Annotated in this window: 15 protein-coding genes; 4 read left to right on the top strand and 11 right to left on the bottom strand. The window is 36.7% G+C overall.

Annotated features, from left to right (window positions below):
• Positions 1-159: 159 nt before the first annotated feature.
• Positions 160-858, bottom strand: a complete 699-nt coding sequence (locus LIZ08_RS03045) for a GntR family transcriptional regulator (RefSeq protein WP_003007291.1) — start codon at positions 856-858, stop codon at positions 160-162.
• 128 nt (positions 859-986) lie between these two features.
• Between LIZ08_RS03045 and guaA the strand changes: the two genes are divergently transcribed.
• Entirely contained in the window at positions 987-2,552 is a 1,566-nt protein-coding gene (guaA, locus tag LIZ08_RS03040; protein ID WP_023918114.1) for a glutamine-hydrolyzing GMP synthase, read from the top strand.
• Positions 2,553-2,809: 257 nt separating this feature from the next.
• Here guaA and LIZ08_RS03035 read toward each other — a convergent pair whose 3' ends face one another.
• The 4 genes from LIZ08_RS03035 to LIZ08_RS03020 all read right to left on the bottom strand — a co-directional run bounded on the left by LIZ08_RS03035 (position 2,810) and on the right by LIZ08_RS03020 (position 11,301).
• Complete coding sequence (locus LIZ08_RS03035) at positions 2,810-4,111, bottom strand: McrC family protein (RefSeq protein ID WP_045759449.1); 1,302 nt, start codon at positions 4,109-4,111, stop codon at positions 2,810-2,812.
• A gap of 3 nt (positions 4,112-4,114) precedes the next feature.
• Complete coding sequence (locus LIZ08_RS03030) at positions 4,115-5,836, bottom strand: McrB family protein (RefSeq protein ID WP_227038272.1); 1,722 nt, start codon at positions 5,834-5,836, stop codon at positions 4,115-4,117.
• Between the two features lie 342 nt (positions 5,837-6,178).
• Positions 6,179-9,427: a DEAD/DEAH box helicase family protein gene (locus tag LIZ08_RS03025; RefSeq protein WP_227038246.1), complete on the bottom strand. Its 3,249-nt coding sequence runs from the start codon at positions 9,425-9,427 to the stop codon at positions 6,179-6,181.
• A complete protein-coding gene (locus tag LIZ08_RS03020; protein ID WP_227038245.1) occupies positions 9,424-11,301 on the bottom strand; it encodes an Eco57I restriction-modification methylase domain-containing protein in 1,878 nt (625 codons plus the stop codon). Before LIZ08_RS03020 ends, LIZ08_RS03025 begins: the two co-directional genes overlap by 4 nt.
• Positions 11,302-11,747: 446 nt before the next feature.
• Between LIZ08_RS03020 and LIZ08_RS03015 the strand changes: the two genes are divergently transcribed.
• The 3 genes from LIZ08_RS03015 (at position 11,748) to LIZ08_RS03005 (ending at position 13,257) form a co-directional block, all read left to right on the top strand.
• On the top strand, positions 11,748-12,170 hold the full coding sequence (locus LIZ08_RS03015) for a DUF3800 domain-containing protein (protein ID WP_227038244.1): 423 nt from the start codon (positions 11,748-11,750) through the stop codon (positions 12,168-12,170).
• 576 nt (positions 12,171-12,746) lie between these two features.
• Positions 12,747-12,962: a hypothetical protein gene (locus LIZ08_RS03010; RefSeq protein ID WP_042507510.1), complete on the top strand. Its 216-nt coding sequence runs from the start codon at positions 12,747-12,749 to the stop codon at positions 12,960-12,962.
• A 67-nt stretch (positions 12,963-13,029) separates the two neighbouring features.
• Positions 13,030-13,257, top strand: a complete 228-nt coding sequence (locus LIZ08_RS03005) for a hypothetical protein (RefSeq protein ID WP_045759446.1) — start codon at positions 13,030-13,032, stop codon at positions 13,255-13,257.
• A gap of 173 nt (positions 13,258-13,430) precedes the next feature.
• On the opposite strand, the gene pezT is transcribed toward LIZ08_RS03005, so the two are convergent.
• The 6 genes from pezT to LIZ08_RS02975 form a co-directional block, all read right to left on the bottom strand.
• Entirely contained in the window at positions 13,431-14,198 is a 768-nt protein-coding gene (pezT, locus tag LIZ08_RS03000) for a type II toxin-antitoxin system toxin PezT (protein WP_227038243.1), read from the bottom strand.
• Positions 14,198-14,674: a type II toxin-antitoxin system antitoxin PezA gene (gene pezA, locus LIZ08_RS02995; protein WP_045759444.1), complete on the bottom strand. Its 477-nt coding sequence runs from the start codon at positions 14,672-14,674 to the stop codon at positions 14,198-14,200. Before pezA ends, pezT begins: the two co-directional genes overlap by 1 nt.
• A gap of 258 nt (positions 14,675-14,932) precedes the next feature.
• Positions 14,933-15,943, bottom strand: coding sequence for a DUF1002 domain-containing protein (locus LIZ08_RS02990; protein ID WP_045759443.1), 1,011 nt, complete (start codon positions 15,941-15,943; stop codon positions 14,933-14,935).
• A 167-nt stretch (positions 15,944-16,110) separates the two neighbouring features.
• A complete protein-coding gene (locus tag LIZ08_RS02985) occupies positions 16,111-16,956 on the bottom strand; it encodes an alpha/beta hydrolase (protein WP_227038242.1) in 846 nt (281 codons plus the stop codon).
• Positions 16,957-17,117: 161 nt separating this feature from the next.
• On the bottom strand, positions 17,118-17,720 hold the full coding sequence (locus LIZ08_RS02980; protein ID WP_003007284.1) for a lysozyme family protein: 603 nt from the start codon (positions 17,718-17,720) through the stop codon (positions 17,118-17,120).
• The gene (locus LIZ08_RS02975) at positions 17,720-18,694 is read right to left on the bottom strand and encodes a nucleoid-associated protein (protein WP_227038241.1); all 975 of its coding nucleotides are present in this window, start codon (positions 18,692-18,694) and stop codon (positions 17,720-17,722) included. The genes LIZ08_RS02980 and LIZ08_RS02975 overlap by 1 nt, the downstream gene beginning before the upstream one ends.
• Positions 18,695-18,701 lie beyond the last annotated feature (7 nt).

Raw genomic sequence — 18,701 nt, 5'->3', positions numbered from 1 at the left:
AAAAATTGAAGAAAAAATAAAATTTTTTTAAATCTTTTATTTTTGACCGTACTATCACTATTTAGAAAGAATGATTTCAACCTAAAAAAAGCTCCCAAATGCCAAAGAGAGTGAGCTCTCACACATTTGAAGAGTTTTCTATTTTTACGATTTGCGAGCTTAGTTATTTTCTAAATAAAATTCGAACCGCTCGCCGACATACTGACTTTTTACATACTCAAAAGCCGTCCCATCTTCAAAATAGGAAACCTGTGTCAGACCTAAAATAGCCTGCCCTTTTGAAATCTGTAAGTACTCCGCAATCTTATCCTTGGCCAATCGCGCATAGATGGTCTGGTGCGACTTTCCAATCTTATAACCATGACGCTCCAAGGTTTGGAAGAAATGGCTGGTAACCTCTTCGCGATTGAAATTCTTAATAAATTTCTCTGGAATAGAGGCCACTTCATAAACAACAGGGATCCCATCAGCATACCGGACCCGCTCCATCCGAATGATGGTCTCTGTCTTATCAATGCCCAATTTGTCCACTTCTTGGAGGCTAGGAATGGTTTTCCGGTATGAAATCACTTGGCTAGAAGGTTCCTTGCCTTGCGATTTCATAATTTCTGTAAAACTGGTTGTCCCCCGCATTTTTTCTTGGACGCGCGTGCTAGTGATAAAGGTACCACTTCCAACCCGTCTTTCAAGCACTCCTTCTTCGACCAGAAGGGTAATAGCTTGCCTAAGAGTCATCCGACTCACTTGAAATTTCTCAGCTAGATCGCGTTCGCTGGGAAGACGCTCCCCGATTTTCCATATTTTTTGATCAATCTCAGACTTAATCTGATCATGAATTTGAATGTAAGCTGGAATCATAACCTTGCTCTTTCTCTGTGTTATCTCTATTGTAGCGTAAAATTCCTAATTCTTCAATCAGAGATTGGTAAAGACAAGGCTTTTGTGTTAGAATAGAGGAAAGTAAATTTCTTTAAGAAGGGGATAAGATGACAAACCTATCAACTGATTTGCATGATGTTGAAAAAATCATCGTGCTTGACTACGGTAGCCAATACAATCAGCTTATTTCACGTCGGATTCGTGAAATTGGAGTCTTCTCAGAGTTGAAGAGCCACAAGATTTCTGCTGATGAAGTTCGTGCAATCAATCCAGTTGGGATCGTTCTTTCAGGTGGACCAAACTCTGTATACGAGGAAGGTTCTTTTGATATCGATCCTGAAATTTTTGAACTCGGTATTCCAATCCTTGGAATCTGTTACGGGATGCAATTGTTAACCCATAAATTGGGTGGGAAGGTCGTTCCTGCAGGTGATGCTGGTAACCGCGAATATGGTCAATCTGAACTGAATTTGACAGAATCTTCTGCTCTTTTTGCCGGCACACCAGACAAACAATTGGTCTTGATGAGCCACGGGGATGCTGTTACAGAAATTCCGGCTGACTTTATCCGCACTGGTACTTCTGCTGACTGTCCATTTGCATCGATTGAAAATCCAGACAAGAAAATCTACGGAATCCAATTCCACCCTGAGGTTCGTCACTCTGTTCACGGTTATGACATCTTGCGTAACTTTGCCTTGAACATCTGTGGGGCTAAAGGTGACTGGACCATGGACAACTTCATTGACATGCAGATCAAAAAAATCCGTGAAACCGTCGGAGACAAACGTGTCCTTCTTGGTCTTTCAGGTGGTGTTGACTCTTCCGTTGTTGGGGTTCTCCTTCAAAAAGCCATCGGCGATCAATTGATCTGTATCTTTGTAGACCACGGTCTTCTTCGTAAAGGAGAAGCTGACCAAGTGATGGATATGCTTGGTGGTAAGTTTGGTTTGAACATTGTCAAAGCAGATGCTGCAAAACGTTTCCTTGATAAGTTAGCAGGTGTATCTGATCCTGAGAAAAAACGGAAGATCATCGGTAACGAGTTTGTTTATGTCTTTGATGACGAAGCAAGTAAACTCAAAGATGTGAAATTCTTGGCACAAGGAACTCTCTACACTGACGTGATCGAGTCTGGTACGGATACTGCTCAAACTATCAAGTCTCACCACAATGTGGGTGGACTTCCAGAAGACATGCAGTTTGAACTGATCGAGCCACTGAACACTCTTTACAAGGATGAAGTTCGTGCGCTTGGTACAGAGCTTGGCATGCCAGACCACATCGTATGGCGCCAACCATTCCCAGGACCAGGTCTTGCCATCCGTGTTATGGGAGAAATCACTGAAGAAAAACTCGAAACCGTTCGTGAATCTGACGCTATCCTCCGTGAAGAAATCGCCAAAGCTGGTCTTGACCGCGATATCTGGCAATACTTCACTGTCAACACAGGCGTTCGTTCAGTAGGTGTTATGGGTGACGGCCGTACGTATGACTACACTATTGCCATTCGTGCTATCACTTCTATCGATGGAATGACAGCAGACTTTGCGAAGATTCCATGGGAAGTCCTCCAAAAAATCTCAGTCCGTATCGTAAATGAAGTTGACCACGTCAACCGCATCGTCTACGATATCACAAGTAAACCACCTGCAACTGTAGAGTGGGAATGATTTATAAACATGATTTGAAGTGAAATGGTTGTTTTAACAGCATTTTCAGTTATTATAAAAGGTTAAAAATCAGTCAAAATTGATTGGTTCCCCACCAAAAACCCCACCAGAATTTTTCTGATGGGGTTTTTATATTAAATTTTCGTTTTCTTAAAACTACTTCTATAGTGAACCTGAAAAAAACTCTTTTCTGTTAATAATCTTATCCTTATTATTTTTGACACTAAAACTAAACTTCAAGTAAATACTCTGAGTATTCAAAGATTTAATTTATCCAAAAATTGTTTTTCGCTCTTTTTTATACTATCCACAAATTCTTCGTATCTAGTAGCTTCTGGTATTTTGAGTCCAATCTTTTCTACTCGTACATCTATCTTTTTTGTAGGAGATGCTTCAGCAGCTACTCCTTCCATCAGATAGAGTATTTTATGATATTCCTCTTTTGAAGGATGGAAAAAATACGCTTGTTTACAATCAAATCGAAACATGTAGGATAAAATCTGAGAATAGTCGCTGTTTTTAATATTATTTTGAGGTTTATATTTTGCATCAGCAACTACTCGATTATCTGGTAATTTCCCTATAAAGTCTGGATAAATTCTTCCGTTACTGTTATTAAAATAATAATGAGGCATAGTACCTACTTTATTTTGAGGATGATAAAAGTGATCTTTTATTAATAAGTTTAGATACTCTTCCCATAACCAAGCAATATCTATAATGATTCCATGTACTTTCTGGTCGTTAGCTCCGAAGCTAATCCTCTCATCAGTCAATATTTGAAGGCATAGAGTCTGCAACTGAGTGTATTCTTCATAGAATCCATGCTTTATAGTATTAAATCTATTCTCAAATAACACATCTTCTAAATCATAATGAGAATAACTTGGAGTCAACTCTTTTATCCTCTTTACATTATTTCGAATAGTTAAACTTTCATTTAGTAAAAAAGGTCTTGTAACTTCAATTTTTTCAATGGTATGTCGAATCAATTGATTTAATTTATTGTCGAACGAATACTCCCGAGTATTGTATGCAACATTTCCAACAAAAGGTACATTCTGTCTAATGTGTCTGTTGATATCCATCTGACCTCGAACATTACTATTATTATAGGAATGATAAACATATTCCTTATAGAACCCTTTTCTCATAGCTTCCTCTAAATAATAAGGAAATAAATACACTAAAAGATCATAATAAGAATGATTATCAGATGATGAAATTTCATTGATTGTTACATTATAGTGAAGCACTTTTTGTAACATATAATTTAAAAAATAATCCTCATCTTTCGACTCAAAAAACCGAGTATGAATATGGATTTCATTCTCACCATCGCTCAAAAATCCCACTATATTACAAGTCTTAGTTTCACCATTAAACGTCCTAAATATGCAATTATCCTCATCTAAATCAGCAGAGTTCTTTAGTAAAGGCGGAAAAATGATAAACCTTTCCTGATCTAAGGTAGATAAAGATTTATTTGCTAGTTCATTAATAATTGAATGACCTACATTACTTTGTTCAATTTCTGTGTTATCACTTATTTTAAGCATAAACTAGTCCTCACTAGTTCCAAAATAAGCGTTTTCCAAGGCTCTCATCTTGTCATTGGCTAATCTTTCACCTCGGAAATAATCATTTAGTAGAGGTTTTAACTTATAATCCCAAAGATTTTTAATTGATAATGTTCCTTCATCGAGATTCTTAAAATAACTAGCACCAATCTGATAATCTTGAGTTAAATGTCCTTCTTCAACAATTGCATTATTTAATCGATACATTATTTCTTTTGTTTCTTCATTAAGCTGCATATTTTGAGCAGACTGATCCGCTGTGATTTCTACAAAAGTAAATCTGCGTCTCATTGCGAAATCAAAGGTCTCAACTGAACGGTCTATATCATTCATTGTTCCTATAATATAAACATTTTCTGGTATATATAACTTTTCCTCAGAATTATAAGGTGTACTTACTGCTCCTTTAAATCCACGATAGTCTGGATCTATAGAAAAGAAGAGTTCTCCAAAAATCTTTGAAATTTCACCACGGTTAATTTCGTCAATGATAAAGACAAACTTATCTTGATCGTTCTTAACTTTGCCAACTATATAGTCTTCAAGTCCAAACTTTTCTCTCAAGTGTTTAACAACTGCTTTTCTATAATTGTCAAGTCCCCCTTCTGGAACACCTGGCAAACCTCTATAAACATTATATATTTGGTTATAATTAAGATATTGGGTGGTACCTTTTTTGAAGACTCCTTGTATACCATTCTTATCATAAGAAACTATATTCCCCATTGGCTTACCAGTCAATGTTTTTAATTCATTATACCCTTGTGAAGTTTCCATCGCTTCAGTAACTGCTTCAAAAAATTTTCCCCATGCCTGAGCAAAGTTATCTTGACGGTCTGCAGTCTCAAATTTTTGGGCTTTTCCAATAAATTCTTTGAACTTCCCAGGTTTTAGACTAAAACCAATTTGATTATTCTCTGCCTCTGAAGGACGAAATCCTTCAACAAAATCAGTATAATCATATGAAGGATGAAACTGGACAAAATCAATTTGATTGATTTCATTCTGTGAAAGACTATTAATATCACTAGTTCTACCGTTAGAAACAATATATGATGCAATCTGTTTAGAAAGGTAGGTTTTACCAGTTCCCGGTGCTCCTCGAAATACTATGTTTTTTGAAGATAATAAAAGATCGGAATAACTCCTTATATGTTCTTCTATAGCCATTGTTTGTGAACCAGACTCCATAACTTCATTCTCCCCACCTTTGTCTTTATAAATTAAAATAAATTTATCACCTTCAGTACCAAATCTTTTTAAACATTCCTTTACAAATATGAGAGTTGAAAATATGTTCCAACAGTAAAAAACCAAAGATTCGCCGTTCTCACATTCATAGGTTAAGTATTCAAGAGTATTTCTATTTTCTTTGAAATCATCAATACTAGAAAATATTCCCTGTATCATGTCATCTGTTGGCCTATATTTACAAATTGGAAACTTCTTCCGTTCTTCATTTGAAAGTGCAAGTAATTGTTGTTCAAATATTTGACAAGTTAAACGAGGTAAAGTTTGATTAGATATTTTTCTTTCAAATTTTTTTTGTCTTCTTTTAATGATTTGCCCATCTGCTGTTTCAAACTTAACATCTATAATTTTATAATCATCACCTAAACTTAAATTATCCATTGTAAAGCGACTATCCGTCGAATTAATCTCATTACTAGATATTGTTAATTCATACTTTTCTAACATTCCCATATTCACACATTACATCCTTAGTTTACTACTAATTTTGATTCTATATAATGATTATATCATATAAAATAAATTTAATTTTGAATGACAAACATTCAAACCTTCAGATAAGTACCTCAAATTGAACTTCCAACAAATTAAGGGGTTTTATTATCAAAATTATCTTCGTAGAACCTTAAATAATTAATAAACAATATAAACCTAATTAAAAATAAACTAAAAGGACCTAGGCTGCAACGTACAGAACTAAATCCTTTAGTTAAATTATTTTCTATTCACTTCATGTTTTAGATACGAAAGTTCTTTGTACAATTTCGTAAGTTTTAATTTCAATCAACTAGAATCTTACCCAAAATATTTATCTACTAATTCTTGGATTTTCCCTTCTTTAGCAGCTGGAATGGTATCTTCTAAAACAAAATTATTTCTACTGATGTCTTGGGAGAGATTTCCAAAGATAAAATTAGTGGAAATATTATAGATAATCTCTGAGGGCGCAAATCCATAAACTTGATTTTCTAGGATATGTTTTAAGCGTTCTTCAGGATTTGGAAATGCATCTTTCAAGCCATTGCTGTTATATAGCCGCTTAACGAGTTCTGCAATATAGAGACCTGACTTCATGTACAAATCAATGAATGTCTTAGATGGGTCATCAAAGATTCCTGGGTTTTCTTTCTCAAGATCATCTACCATTCTCCTCACCACACGTTTAGGAGTGAAAATCTGGTTGGTCTTCTGCGGTGGAATATAGTCAAAGATGTCTTCTTTTTGATCTTTAAAATAATCTGCCAACTCCTCTTTCTTACGAAGAAATTCTTGAATGGCCTCATCGAATGTTGCTCGATCAAAAAGATGTCCTGCAAAATCTTGCCCACCATCTCTTAAATAACGAAATTGATCAATCGTAATCCCCGTTACTTCAAAGAAGACATGCTCAGGAACAAAGGTGTCAAAATTATCAAGAGTTAGAGATTTATCACCATAGGCCATGATAAAGCTAGGGATTGTTCGTGCAAAGCCTCTAAGGTGATCACGAATCTCATCCTGAGCTGATTGTTTCAACTGCTCCACACGTTTGACCTCAACCTGTTCGATAAACTTCTCAGGCATCTTTTCCACTTCTTTTTTGAGTGTTTGTTCTAGTTTTTCTTTGTGAATGAGATTATTTTCTTCTATACGTTTTTCAAGATCTTCTTGAATCTTATCTTGTTGCTCTTTACCATTTGCTTCCTTGAGTTGTTGCTGCAACTCTTCCTTGATATGAGCTTCAGAAATTTTACGTTTAATATCATTTTTTCGAACTTCGTTCTCAAATGTTGCTGCAATTTGTTTCTTGATGTGGTCTGTTTCCCGAGTTTTCAGATCATATCCAGCTTTCAATTCCTCTACAATCACTGAAGAAACTGTCTGGCTCAAGTCATTAACTAGTTGTTTTTGAGTTCGTTCCTCATCTTTTGTGACTAATTCAACAACAGACTGTCCAAGTCCATAAATTTTTTCACCAAAAAGTCGCGTTTGTTGATTGATCACGATTTCATGGTCAACAACTGCATTGCCCTCATCATCCACTGTAACATCTGAAAAATCTAGTAACTCAGAAGACGTTTGTAACTTGCCTTCCTTTTCTACTGGTAGTTCATTTAAAATGTCTAGAACGGTTTGACTGGCTTGGAAAATACCACTGATATTATCAAAAAGGAGATTGGACATAAATCCTCGTTTGAGGACTTCTCTAGCTTTTATCTGACGCGGTATAGTCAGAACTGCCTTAGCATCAATTTCAACCATCTTACCTGCACGGTCTTCTGCTATGACAGGGAAGAAATTTAGTAATTCTCTAATGTTTTCTTCGCGAGTTGCTGAAGTTCCTCCACCTCCTGCAGTTGCAAGTGATAAGTTATTCGCAAACTCATCAAAGAGAATCAAGGTTCTTTCTGGCGCAAAGTCAAAGACATAGGCTCTTTCTTTGCGGAAGTGATTTCCTTTGCTATCACTCCATGAGTATGGGTTTTGAGCACGGAAGGCAGCCTGCATATAAAGGGCAGGTGATTTCAAGTTTGATAACATCAATACGCCTGTCCATTCAGGGATAGTTACACCTGTCGTTAACTGACCGACGGATAGGGTAATGGTTTTATCATTCTCTGCTATCGCTTTTCTAACCAAGTCTAAGGATTTGAGTGTAACCTTATCATCTTCCTCAGACATACGCCCGTCACCAGCAGCTAGAACAATCTCATAGTTTTCATAAATGGGATGCTCTTCTAGTAGTGCTTTTAAGGCTTTAGCTGAGGCTACACGCTCTAACAACCAAAAAGTATGTTTTAGTTCATTTCGAAGTTCTTTGGTTGAAAATGGATATTTTTCATTACTTGATAGAGTATCTAACCAATTTCTGACATCTTGCTCATGGATGAATTTCCCTTTATCATCTGTAGCGAAAAATTCACTCAAGTCAAAAGCATAGTCGATGTTCTCTCCATCAAGTTGAGCACCTTTTTCTATCTCCTCACCAATCATCTGAGACATTTGATAGGTAAAGAGATTTAACTGAGGCAAGCTTTCATAAGGATTTTCCTCTTCTTGTTCAGGCGACCAAGTGGATTTGGCAGCCTGCTCATCCGCATAAGACCAGTTGTAGATCTGCTCCTCTGTAAAATCTCCCTTGGCTAGTGCCTTAAATGGGGTTCCAGAGAGATGCAAGGTAAAGTTTCGACGGATTTTATTAAAGGCCTGATCTGTCTTGAAGGTATCTACTCCTTCGTGAGCTTCATCGATAACTAGCAAATCCCAATGTAGATCAGTTACCCATTTAAGTTTATTGTGCTCTCCACCAAGATAAGCAGAGCCTTTCAAGTCTTGGAGACTGATAAAAGCAAGTTGTCTCACATCGTCATCTAAAATACCAACAAATTCTTTTCGTGACAAGGTTGGCCGATTTTTAAGACTGTCTGATTCTGAAACAAACTTGTAAGTCGTTTGACCTGCTATGAATTTTTCAAAATCATCATACCATGAGTTGGCAATGGCAGGTCTGTTTGTTACAATCAGGACATTGACAGCATCCATTCGACGAGCTAGGTCATAGGTAGATAAGGTTTTACCAAAACGTGGCTTGGCATTCCAGAGGAACTTGCCTCCTGGATGATTCTTGAAATAAGCTAAGGTCTTAGAAACTGCTTCTTCTTGCTCTTGTCGCAGAGTATAGTCCTGTCCTTGACCAGGCTGATACCCTGACAAATCATGCTGAACAAACTTATCGAAGAGATTTTTAGATTTTTCAGGAGTCCCATTAAAGTAAAACCATTCCGTCTTAGGACGACGCTCCACATCATGGAAAGAAAGGAAATGGTGGAAGTCATGGTCTTTAAAAGTCTTTCCTTTATCAGGTTCTTCCGTATAGGCTGCATCCCCAGTCCATAAGACATCTGTATCTATATGAGCAGTATGCGTTTGTTCTTTAATCCGTTGTGTAACATCACGCTCCGTATAACCAATCTTAATCCAGCCCTCATTGCTAGTTACCGTAGGGGTGGTGTAAGCATAGATTTTAGGATGAATTTCTTTAGAAGTTTTAATTTTTACCATCAATCCATCTCCCTTACATGCGTCTCAATAAAGGCAATCTCTTCAGGAGAAAGATCATATTTTTGATAGAGCTGACGGTCAATATCAGCCACTGATTGTGTCCAATCAATGTCCGAATTGACCGTAAAGTCTTGGAGTGGGATATAATGCCATACTGCTTTCGTGTTATCTTGAGTAATTTTCAAAATTCCAAGCATTGTGCGTAAAAACTTAGATTTAATATATTTTAAACAAGCCTCCGCCTCTTCTAAAGAATCAAATTCACCAACAGAAATAAATGTCTCTGTGTACCCGATGACGGGGTACCCGATGACGGGGGTCGATAGGACTTCGCCAATCGCCCCACTTCCATTTGCTTTTGGAAGAATTATTTTATACTTTTCAAAATTTGATGGGCATGTTACATAATCTTTTCTAAACCATTTATATACACGTTCATTATTAAAACGTCCATATATTTTTATATACTCATTCCCATCTTCAGGTTTTATATCGAAAAATAATTCAGGCAATTTTTCAAAAGCATTAGAAGCAACTCTCCTATCAGAAACTCTGCTCATTAGTTTAGGAAAATCTGTATAAATCAAATCAGAATAGCGATATGAGCCTCTATTAGTAACAAACTGATCAATAGATTCAAAATTTTTCTTTATAACCTTTTTTCTAATTGAATTCATTTCTATAAAGGGAACAAAAACTTCAATTGGTTCAAATTCCCGTTCAGCGTCATAATAAGTAACTGCTACCCCTCCTTTTATATCAGTTCCAGGAAATACATTACCACTCTTTTGTTCAAAAAAAGATACTTTTACATGTTGATTATTCAACATTTGTTGATTCCAAGTTTTAGGAGTCCCTCCAGCATTTGATAAAAATCTTGCAGGAGTTATTAAAGATGCTTTTTTAGAAATTTTATATGATTCTGAAATAAATTTATGATATATAGGCATATCCTTTGTACTTGTTCCCTGTGCTTCCTCTTGGTAAGGCGGATTTCCTATCACGACGTCAAATTTCATTTCACTTTCCTCACTAGATAGGCGCTCAAAACCTATCATCTTATTCTTTTTCCAGTCTTTGATTTGGGTTTTAGATTCTTCTACTTCTTGGACTTCTAGCTCATCTGAAAACAAGCTTAGCTGTTGAGATGGATTTTGTTTGGCCGAGTAAGGACTGATTTTTTTCAATCCATCCATCTGAAATACATTGTATGAGATGATGGTCGCAATTTCTTTTTTCTGCTCTATGGTCGGTTGAGTTCCAGTCTTTGCTAGATAGTAGTCCTCAAAGGTCGCTAAAAGGTTTTCACGCGCCAAAAGCAGGGAATCTCCTTGATACTCATAACCATACGAAGCTCGATAAGCTTTTTTTACGAGTTCGTAGAATGTGGCTTCATCTGAGACCTCACGACTAATGCGCTGCAATTTTCTATCAACAAAACCAACTCGCTCAGATAAAGGGATTTCCTCACCAGTCACTGTATCATAGCGCGTTACCATATAAGGTGCTTCACCACAGGTAATTTCTAGCCAGCGCACTTGGATATAATCTTCGAGAGCTAGATCTTCAAGTTCAGCTTCCACGTAGGCATTTTGCTTTTCAACCAACCAAGTTGGCGTAAAAACTTCGGCTCTAATCTTGGTTCGGTCTTTTTGCTCATACTTAGATTTTTCTGATCGGGGTTGAATCAAGCTTGCATAGGTTCCTGTCACCCTACTTGGAGTGATGCGGTCACTTGGAGCAAATCCCTTGCCTAACAATTCATAAGAATGCGTCGCCCAAACAATGTTTTTCTTGGTCGTTCGATCTTTTAAAAGAATTTTTAATAAGTCAGCCGACTCCAGAGCCAACTGTTCTTCACTAATATCTATTGGCATAAAGCAACCTTTCCTGTTAATTATTGGAATTTCTACAAAATGCGTATTATCATTTATTAATCTACTATATTCTACCACAAAAACACACTGAGATACTCGTCCCAGTATGTTTATTTCATTCTATTGTTTTCGTCTCAGTGAGCGTTTTTTTCTGTAATAAGTTTTAATCTAATATGTTATAGTTGATGAGATTGTAGATGAGGTAGGAAAATCAAGAACAATTGTATACCTAATTATGCAAAAGGCTATAGAATACTTAGCAGATGTATTTACTACAGATTGATTTATACCTATGTAAAACTATAAGGTTACATATTTAAAAATAGTAAGGTTTTGGTAAAGTACAGGAGTTTTTATAGAATAAAAAATGAGAAAAAATCTCAAAAAATGGAGAATTAAGAAGTTATTATGGTATAATTTAGGCAGTAATAAATAAGGAAAAAAAGATGAAAAAAATTTCAATCTTTATTGATGACTCAGGGGTTTTCCACTCCAATCATAACTACTTTGTGTATGCAGGTTTTTGCTTTATTTCTGATGAGGACAAAATATCTGCTAAAAAACGCTATCGCTCTCTTAATACAAAAATAAAAAAAGAAAAAGGCGTAGAGGGAGAACTTAAGGCGTCAAACATTGAGAAAAAACATAAAAACGCCCTATATAAAGTTCTTAGAAATGAGATTAGTTTTTCTGTATCAGTAAATTTAAAACGTGTCCATTCAGGTGTTATGAAAGATAAAAAGTCACGTCAACGATTTAAAGACTATGCTCTAAGGAGAGTAGTGAAAGAATTGTTTAAAAAGTTACTTGAGCAAGGCGCAATAAGTAAAGGCGACGACATTGAACTTTATTTAAATATTGACCAGTAAGGTATAGCTACTAATGGTTTGTATGGTTTAGGCGAGGGTATCCATGAGGAGTTTAAGTATGGTATCAATAACTTTAACTACGGGAATTTTTACCCTCCGATTTTAGAGGGGGAATTCATAGTTTATACAAAATCATGTATCTCAGCAAATGACTACCTTATACAAGCTGCTGACATCTTAGCTAATAGAGTTTGGAATTCTTATGAGAAACAAATAAAAGAGCTGCTAAATATCCCTAATCATATAAATTTAAATTTACCGTAGTTTTTACTTGCCAAAAATCTTCACGTGGTATAAAATGGAATTACAGGTATAAGTACACTGTTTAAACATCTGAAATGTGATTAAAGCAATTAAGTGTATGTTAAGTACTCCACACTCAGATGGAAAAGCACCGTATGGTGCTTTTTTTTGTAATCTTTTGATATAATATTACTGAGGAAATGAAGTAGAAAAATATCGGACGCACACGCACCCGAAAGGGTATCTGAGAGGTGGGGAATGTCCGTCCCACCATTTCCTATTGAGGCTATAAGCCTCTTTTTTAGAATTTTAGCAACTGAGAGAGGGCTAAAAATGAGTGAACAACTTTGGAACTACCTACGCTCAAGAGTTCAGGTAGTAACTAGTGACGGTGAAGTCATAAATGGTTTTGTCACAGATTTTATTGACGAAATGGACAATGATGAACAGGATGAAATCACTATCCTCATTGACAATCCTAGACCTGATGAACCAACTGAGATTTCTCTCTTTGAGAGCGAAATTATCTCAATTAAAGCAATCTCATAGCGCTTAGAACAATCTAGGCACTTTTGCCCGCCTTACTTGAAAGAAAACACTACGGAAAAGGATTTATATGGCAATTTTAGATGATTTACAAGCGTTATACGATAATGGTTGGGATGCCTCTTTTGATTATAATGGTCAAGCTTGTGGGATTTTCATTCATTCTATTCATGATATTGTAGTGGTTATTGGAGATAAAGAATATCAGGTATCATCATTAAATGATCTGATTTCTTTAAAAATTGGTGGTAATACTTTAATAAATATTATGGATGGTATTGAAGTACAGTATTATTAAAATAAAAAGCACCTATAACAGGTGCAATTTACTTGCTTATTAAACACATCACTTTAATTAACCTTTTAGTTACCCTTTATGTTTTCTCTACTTTTTTATAAAATGAACTTTGGTAGAAAACAGGTCAAAAAACAGAGCAGGCTTAGGCCTGTTTTTATATACCTTTTAATTCGTCACTTATCAATTTTCCCCAACTCTCTCAACCGTTCCTGTCCCAACTTCAACATCTCTTCCTCTACCTTACTCCATTTTCCGAAGAGGCATTCTTGTAGAACTTCTGCTGCTGAGATTTGATCTATTTCCGAATCACAAACACACGATTGATCTCTTTGATAAATTTGAATTTGATTAAAAATTTTGTCATTTTCTAACTCTCGTAAGTTATCAACTAAATGTTCTACAATTCCATCATGGTGTGCTTTGGGAGTCGCTCTAGCTTGACTAGGATCTATAGCATAGAGCTCTTCATAACGTATCAAGGTACTGAGATAGGACAATTCTGGCTTGGTCGCAATTAGTGCAAGTGAGACTTGATATCCTTTTGTTATCAATAATTGTGCCGTTTTTTTAGGAACTTCTGTTGTTCTCAAGGTACCCTCGATTAATAAATGATAACCTTTTTTACTCAACTCATCTACAAGATATTCAACCATTTGTCCCGCGAATACTTTGGTATAATCCACACTATCTTTGCCATACTTTTCCTGTAGTCCAAGGTAGTTCGGATGAAAAGAGCGATAACTATCTCCATCAATGATAATGATATTGCCTTGAAATTCCCTTTGTTTCACACGATGAATCGTTGTCTTACCAGCACCACTCTGTCCACCGAGTAAAATAGCTTTAGGCTGAGATGAGCTTGTTTTTCCACGAGTTAAAGAACGAACGAGTCGTTTGGATGCTCGTTCAAAATCATCTTGACTAAATTCTTCTAGTTTCATTAAGCCACCACCAGATGACGAGCTTGTTCTAGCATACGTTCAATGCCATCCAAATAGCCATTATATCGCTCTACATCCTCAAAAGTTGCAACAAGATAAATCTTCGTGTTAATCAAATCAGAAAGATCGTCGCTCATTAGAACCCAAGGATTCAAAGTATCATCAAATGCAATTCCTTGTTCATCTTGAAAACGATAAAGTTGCGCTAAGATATTCGCACCTCGTTCTTTAATCACTTCAATTTTCAGAGTTAACTGATAATCTTCTACTGGTGTGAGCATTTTTTCCTCCCCTACAATATCGATATAGGAAACATTAAATTTTTTGCAGATACGATCGATTAATTCTGTCGAAACTCGACTCGTCCCATTTTCATAACGACTCAAACTATTTCTAGAGATACCAACAATCTTTGCAAACTCAGGCTGCGTTAATTTATGTGTTTTACGTAACGTTTTTATATTTTCTCCAATCATGTAATTCCTCCTTTTATTTATTTCTATTATAGCACAAATAATAAAAACGCACCAAAAATGGTGCGTTTGTTCTTTCGTTCTAGGCAAATGAAATATTCCATCTGTTACATTGATGGCAAACCAATCATCTAAAAAAAGTTAAAGGATAAAGATATGAAAATCACTTTTAGCAATCCTAAAAATGTCTTATAAAATATAAGAATCATTAAACACAGGAAAGCACTCTGACTTCTTGTCAAGAGTGCTTTCCTGCTATTTTTAGCCAACTAAACCACTAAAGAATTTGACAATGGCATTCCAGATGGCTCCGAAGAAGCCGGCAATGGCATTCCACGCATTTGTGAAGAAGTTTCCACTGTCTTTTAGAATAGCATTGGTATCAAAATTGAGATTGATATTATTAAAGGTATCGCCTGCCTTATCAACGATACTATCTTTCAGATCCGACAAGGTCTTCGTAAAGCTTTTGCTACTGATAACACTACTCTTTGAAAGATTCACAGCGAAATTCACGATCAAATTGATCTGGTTACCCGTCACGGTTGTATCCAGCTTATAATTTTTCAGGGTTTCTTCGACGATCTTTCGAATATCATCCTTGCTTAAATCCTGATTGTTCTGTTTAGCATTGGCTACTGCTGTTTTAATGTCGGTCAATGCCACGTTTAACTTATCCGCATCGAAGTTTTTCTTACCAGCGTTTTCTTCATTGATCCCGGATAGAGTCTTTAACTCTTCTTGGGCCAGATCTTTGCTTTCTTGAGAAACTTTGGCACCATTTTTCTCAAGCGAGTAATAGATCCCAGCCAAGGCACTTTCTCCAGTCACTTGTATAGGTGAAGCTACTGTAATTTGAGCATGCTCCAATCCAAGTGTAACGGCTGCATTACGATACATATCTGCAGTGACCTTGGTGATGTTTTGAGGTGTCACGATATTGACTTCTAGTGGCTTATTTTTGCCTAGCTTTTGAATTTTAACAGAGGAATATAGTTCCAAACTATCATCGTTGGCAACGTTCATAATCGAAGAATAAACCTCTGGTGTCATGGTCTTCCACTCCTCTTTATCTTTTGAACTATCGTAGTTCAAGAGACTCAAGGTTTGTTCGATTTGACTTTGGTCCAACGAATAGCCCAAAACATAGTCTGGCTTGACATAGGTTTCATCAATGACTTTCTGCACATTGCTATCTGCAGAAACACGTGGGACAGCTGTAAACAAGGCTAAAGTCGTCGTTACAAACAATGCAATCTTCTTTAAATTCATCTTTTTCTTCTTTCTAATTCAAATCAACTCTGGGCATCTCATATTACCTTTCTCACCTCACTAGAGATGAAAAAAGAAGTAAATAAAGAGTTTACCCACTTCGATTTTCATTATACAGTTGATTTCTTAAAACTAGCTTACAGTTTTTTTAAGAATGCATGACATTTTTATTTTCCCCAAAGAAACTGGATCAACAGCTTATCTACTATTGGATTTTCATGAAGTTGGCTGTGCTGGGCACCTTTGCCATCAATCTTTTCTTCACGGTAGCTTTTTGCGCGCTCTGCTACTAGGTAACGAAGGGCTTTCGAAGAAACATTGAGAACCGATCCATCCGTCTCTCCACCGATATCACCATAGATATTCAGCACATCGATTTGATTTTCAGGATAGACTTCCCGAAGAGCTAAAAGATGCTGGTACTGCTCATTCATTGCGGAGGGTTTACCAGTTTGCATATCTAGAGTCAACCCCTGGGGTAGGTTCATCCCTTCGATTCCAGCAACATGGTTTGCAATGGCGACCTGCTTGATAATTTTTGGTAAATTCTCATCACTTCCATGTTCCAGAAGATAATATAAGACAGACATATTTCCCATAGAATGAGCGACAAGGTTCATCTCTTTAAAATGATAGGTCTCTTGAAGCTTTTTGACCACCTGATAGGCATAATTGCTGATGACTTTTGGATCTGGCGTGCGATTGTTTTGGTATTCCACTTTGATTATTGGATTGACTGCGCCTTTTGGAATGGTCCCTGTCAGCCTTACCTGCCCATCATCAGCCACGTTTGCAGTGATGACGGTTTGTGTCACCCCTGCTTTTTTTGCCGCATCTGTCATGTGTTTTTCTGCATTGGCACTCGATCCATAACCATGAAAAAATAAGGTAGGACGACTACTTTGTAGGTAATTCGTGTGGTCCAGCTGCGTTTTTTGTTGATACTTCCCCAAAAATGCGATACATAGGAGAATCAACCCCAAAAGCAGTCCGTAGAATGATTTTTTGTTCAATAGGAACTCCTCAAGATAATTTAAAACTAACTAGTATTTTATCATAGCTATTCAATGATTTCAAAATATTGAGAATGAAAGAGCCAAAATATACAAAAGATCGAACAATTAAGGAGATAGATAAGAGGCCAGACTACTTGTCCGACCTCTGAATTGATTGATTAAAACCATGAAAATAGCTTCATAATCGTCATATTGGTTTCTACTAAACGGGAATAATAAATATTGCCACCGTTTATGTATAGTTCCATCCCGTTTAAAAGAGAGATAGGGTGGAGGTAAAGATAAGTTTCACCGGTAACATTGCCAAGACTTGGCGCTACTACATCCCGTGAATAAGCGCGGGCCAACTCTAGGGAATTTGTCCCACCGTGTTTAGCCACATAATCAATGTAGTCTTTCCCGAAATTATAGGCTTGAACGGCTGTCCAGCTATCAACGCCTTTTTTCTTGGCTTCTTTTAACTCATCTGAAAGAGTCTGAATACCTTGGCGAATACTGGCCTTATTATCACTAATGGTATTGGTTTCACCACTTGCACTCTCACTTGCCTGCATGACATCGTCCTCTCGACCTTTGGTCTCAGTATAGATCATAGCAAGAATGAGGTTTTCATTGGCCGTGGTGTCCTCTTCAGCAAGGACTTCTCTAACCAGGGAGCGGTACTGCATGACTTGTTTGACATCATGGTGGATCTGAATTCCCTTGTAGATTCCAAATATTAGTAAGATGAATAAGAAGATCTTCACTATACGTTTAATCATTATTTACTCTGTATATCCTCAATATTTTTGATCAAAATAGAATAGGTTCCGTTCTCGTTTAGAATAAATTCAACAGATTCTGCATCTTCATAGACATTATTCGGAACGATTAGTTCAATTCCATTTGACAATGACAATTTCTGATTTTCGAACTTCTTCAACTGGCGACTGGCATCAATCTCTTCAAAAGTGACAGGCTCAGGCACAGCTTCTTTAACTTGGTCAATAAAACTGAGACGAGCTGTCAGATTGTCGTTGAAGAGATCATCCGCTAATTTCTCTGGAGAGAGTTTATTTTCTTCCTCAATATGGTTAAAAATAGCTGATTTAACCTTTGATTGAAATTGAAAATCGTCTGTGTTAAAGCTTTCCGCAATCTTCTGAGCTGTTTTTTCTAGTGCCTTGATCGATTTTTTAGGGGAGATCTTGGGTTGCGCCTGCAACAGATTCTCAGAAAAATAGTTCAAGAACGTCCCATTGTACTTGATCCGTTTTTCAATCAAGTGGTATTTGCGACTTTGAAGATTGATGACCAAGGCCTCATCAACACCAGTGCCAAAACCAGGTAGATTATTTTGCGTCAGCTTAATCGGATTATCCACTTCACCACCAAGATGGGTCAGGGTTTCCCGTAAGGCAATCCGAAGAAAGGCAAAATGGTCCACCCCTTCTTTTGAGAATTGAATGAACACCAAATCGTTGGTTTTTTGATTCTCAGAGACGACAAATTCTTCCTTCCAACGATTCGCTACTGCGACCGAAGTTTCTAGTAGGTCATCTGAAATCATCTCAAGAAAAGGATTGTCCTCTTCGAAAATACCGGTCCTGGCTTCATCAGAATAAACCCGTTCAATCTTTTTGCGCAAGTATTCCTCAATTTTAGGCGTGATATTGAGAAATTTATCTGCCAGATAGAGATCGGTATCACCTGGGCTAAATTGATGAATGATGGCTTTTTTTACGTAAATATCCATAGGATGG

Source organism: Streptococcus sp. 210928-DFI.4.42, from assembly GCF_020554365.1.
GTDB classification, from domain to species: domain Bacteria; phylum Bacillota; class Bacilli; order Lactobacillales; family Streptococcaceae; genus Streptococcus; species Streptococcus parasanguinis_S.
The sequence above is the reverse complement of the archived record's forward strand: the minus strand, read 5'-3'. Positions and strand labels throughout refer to the sequence as shown.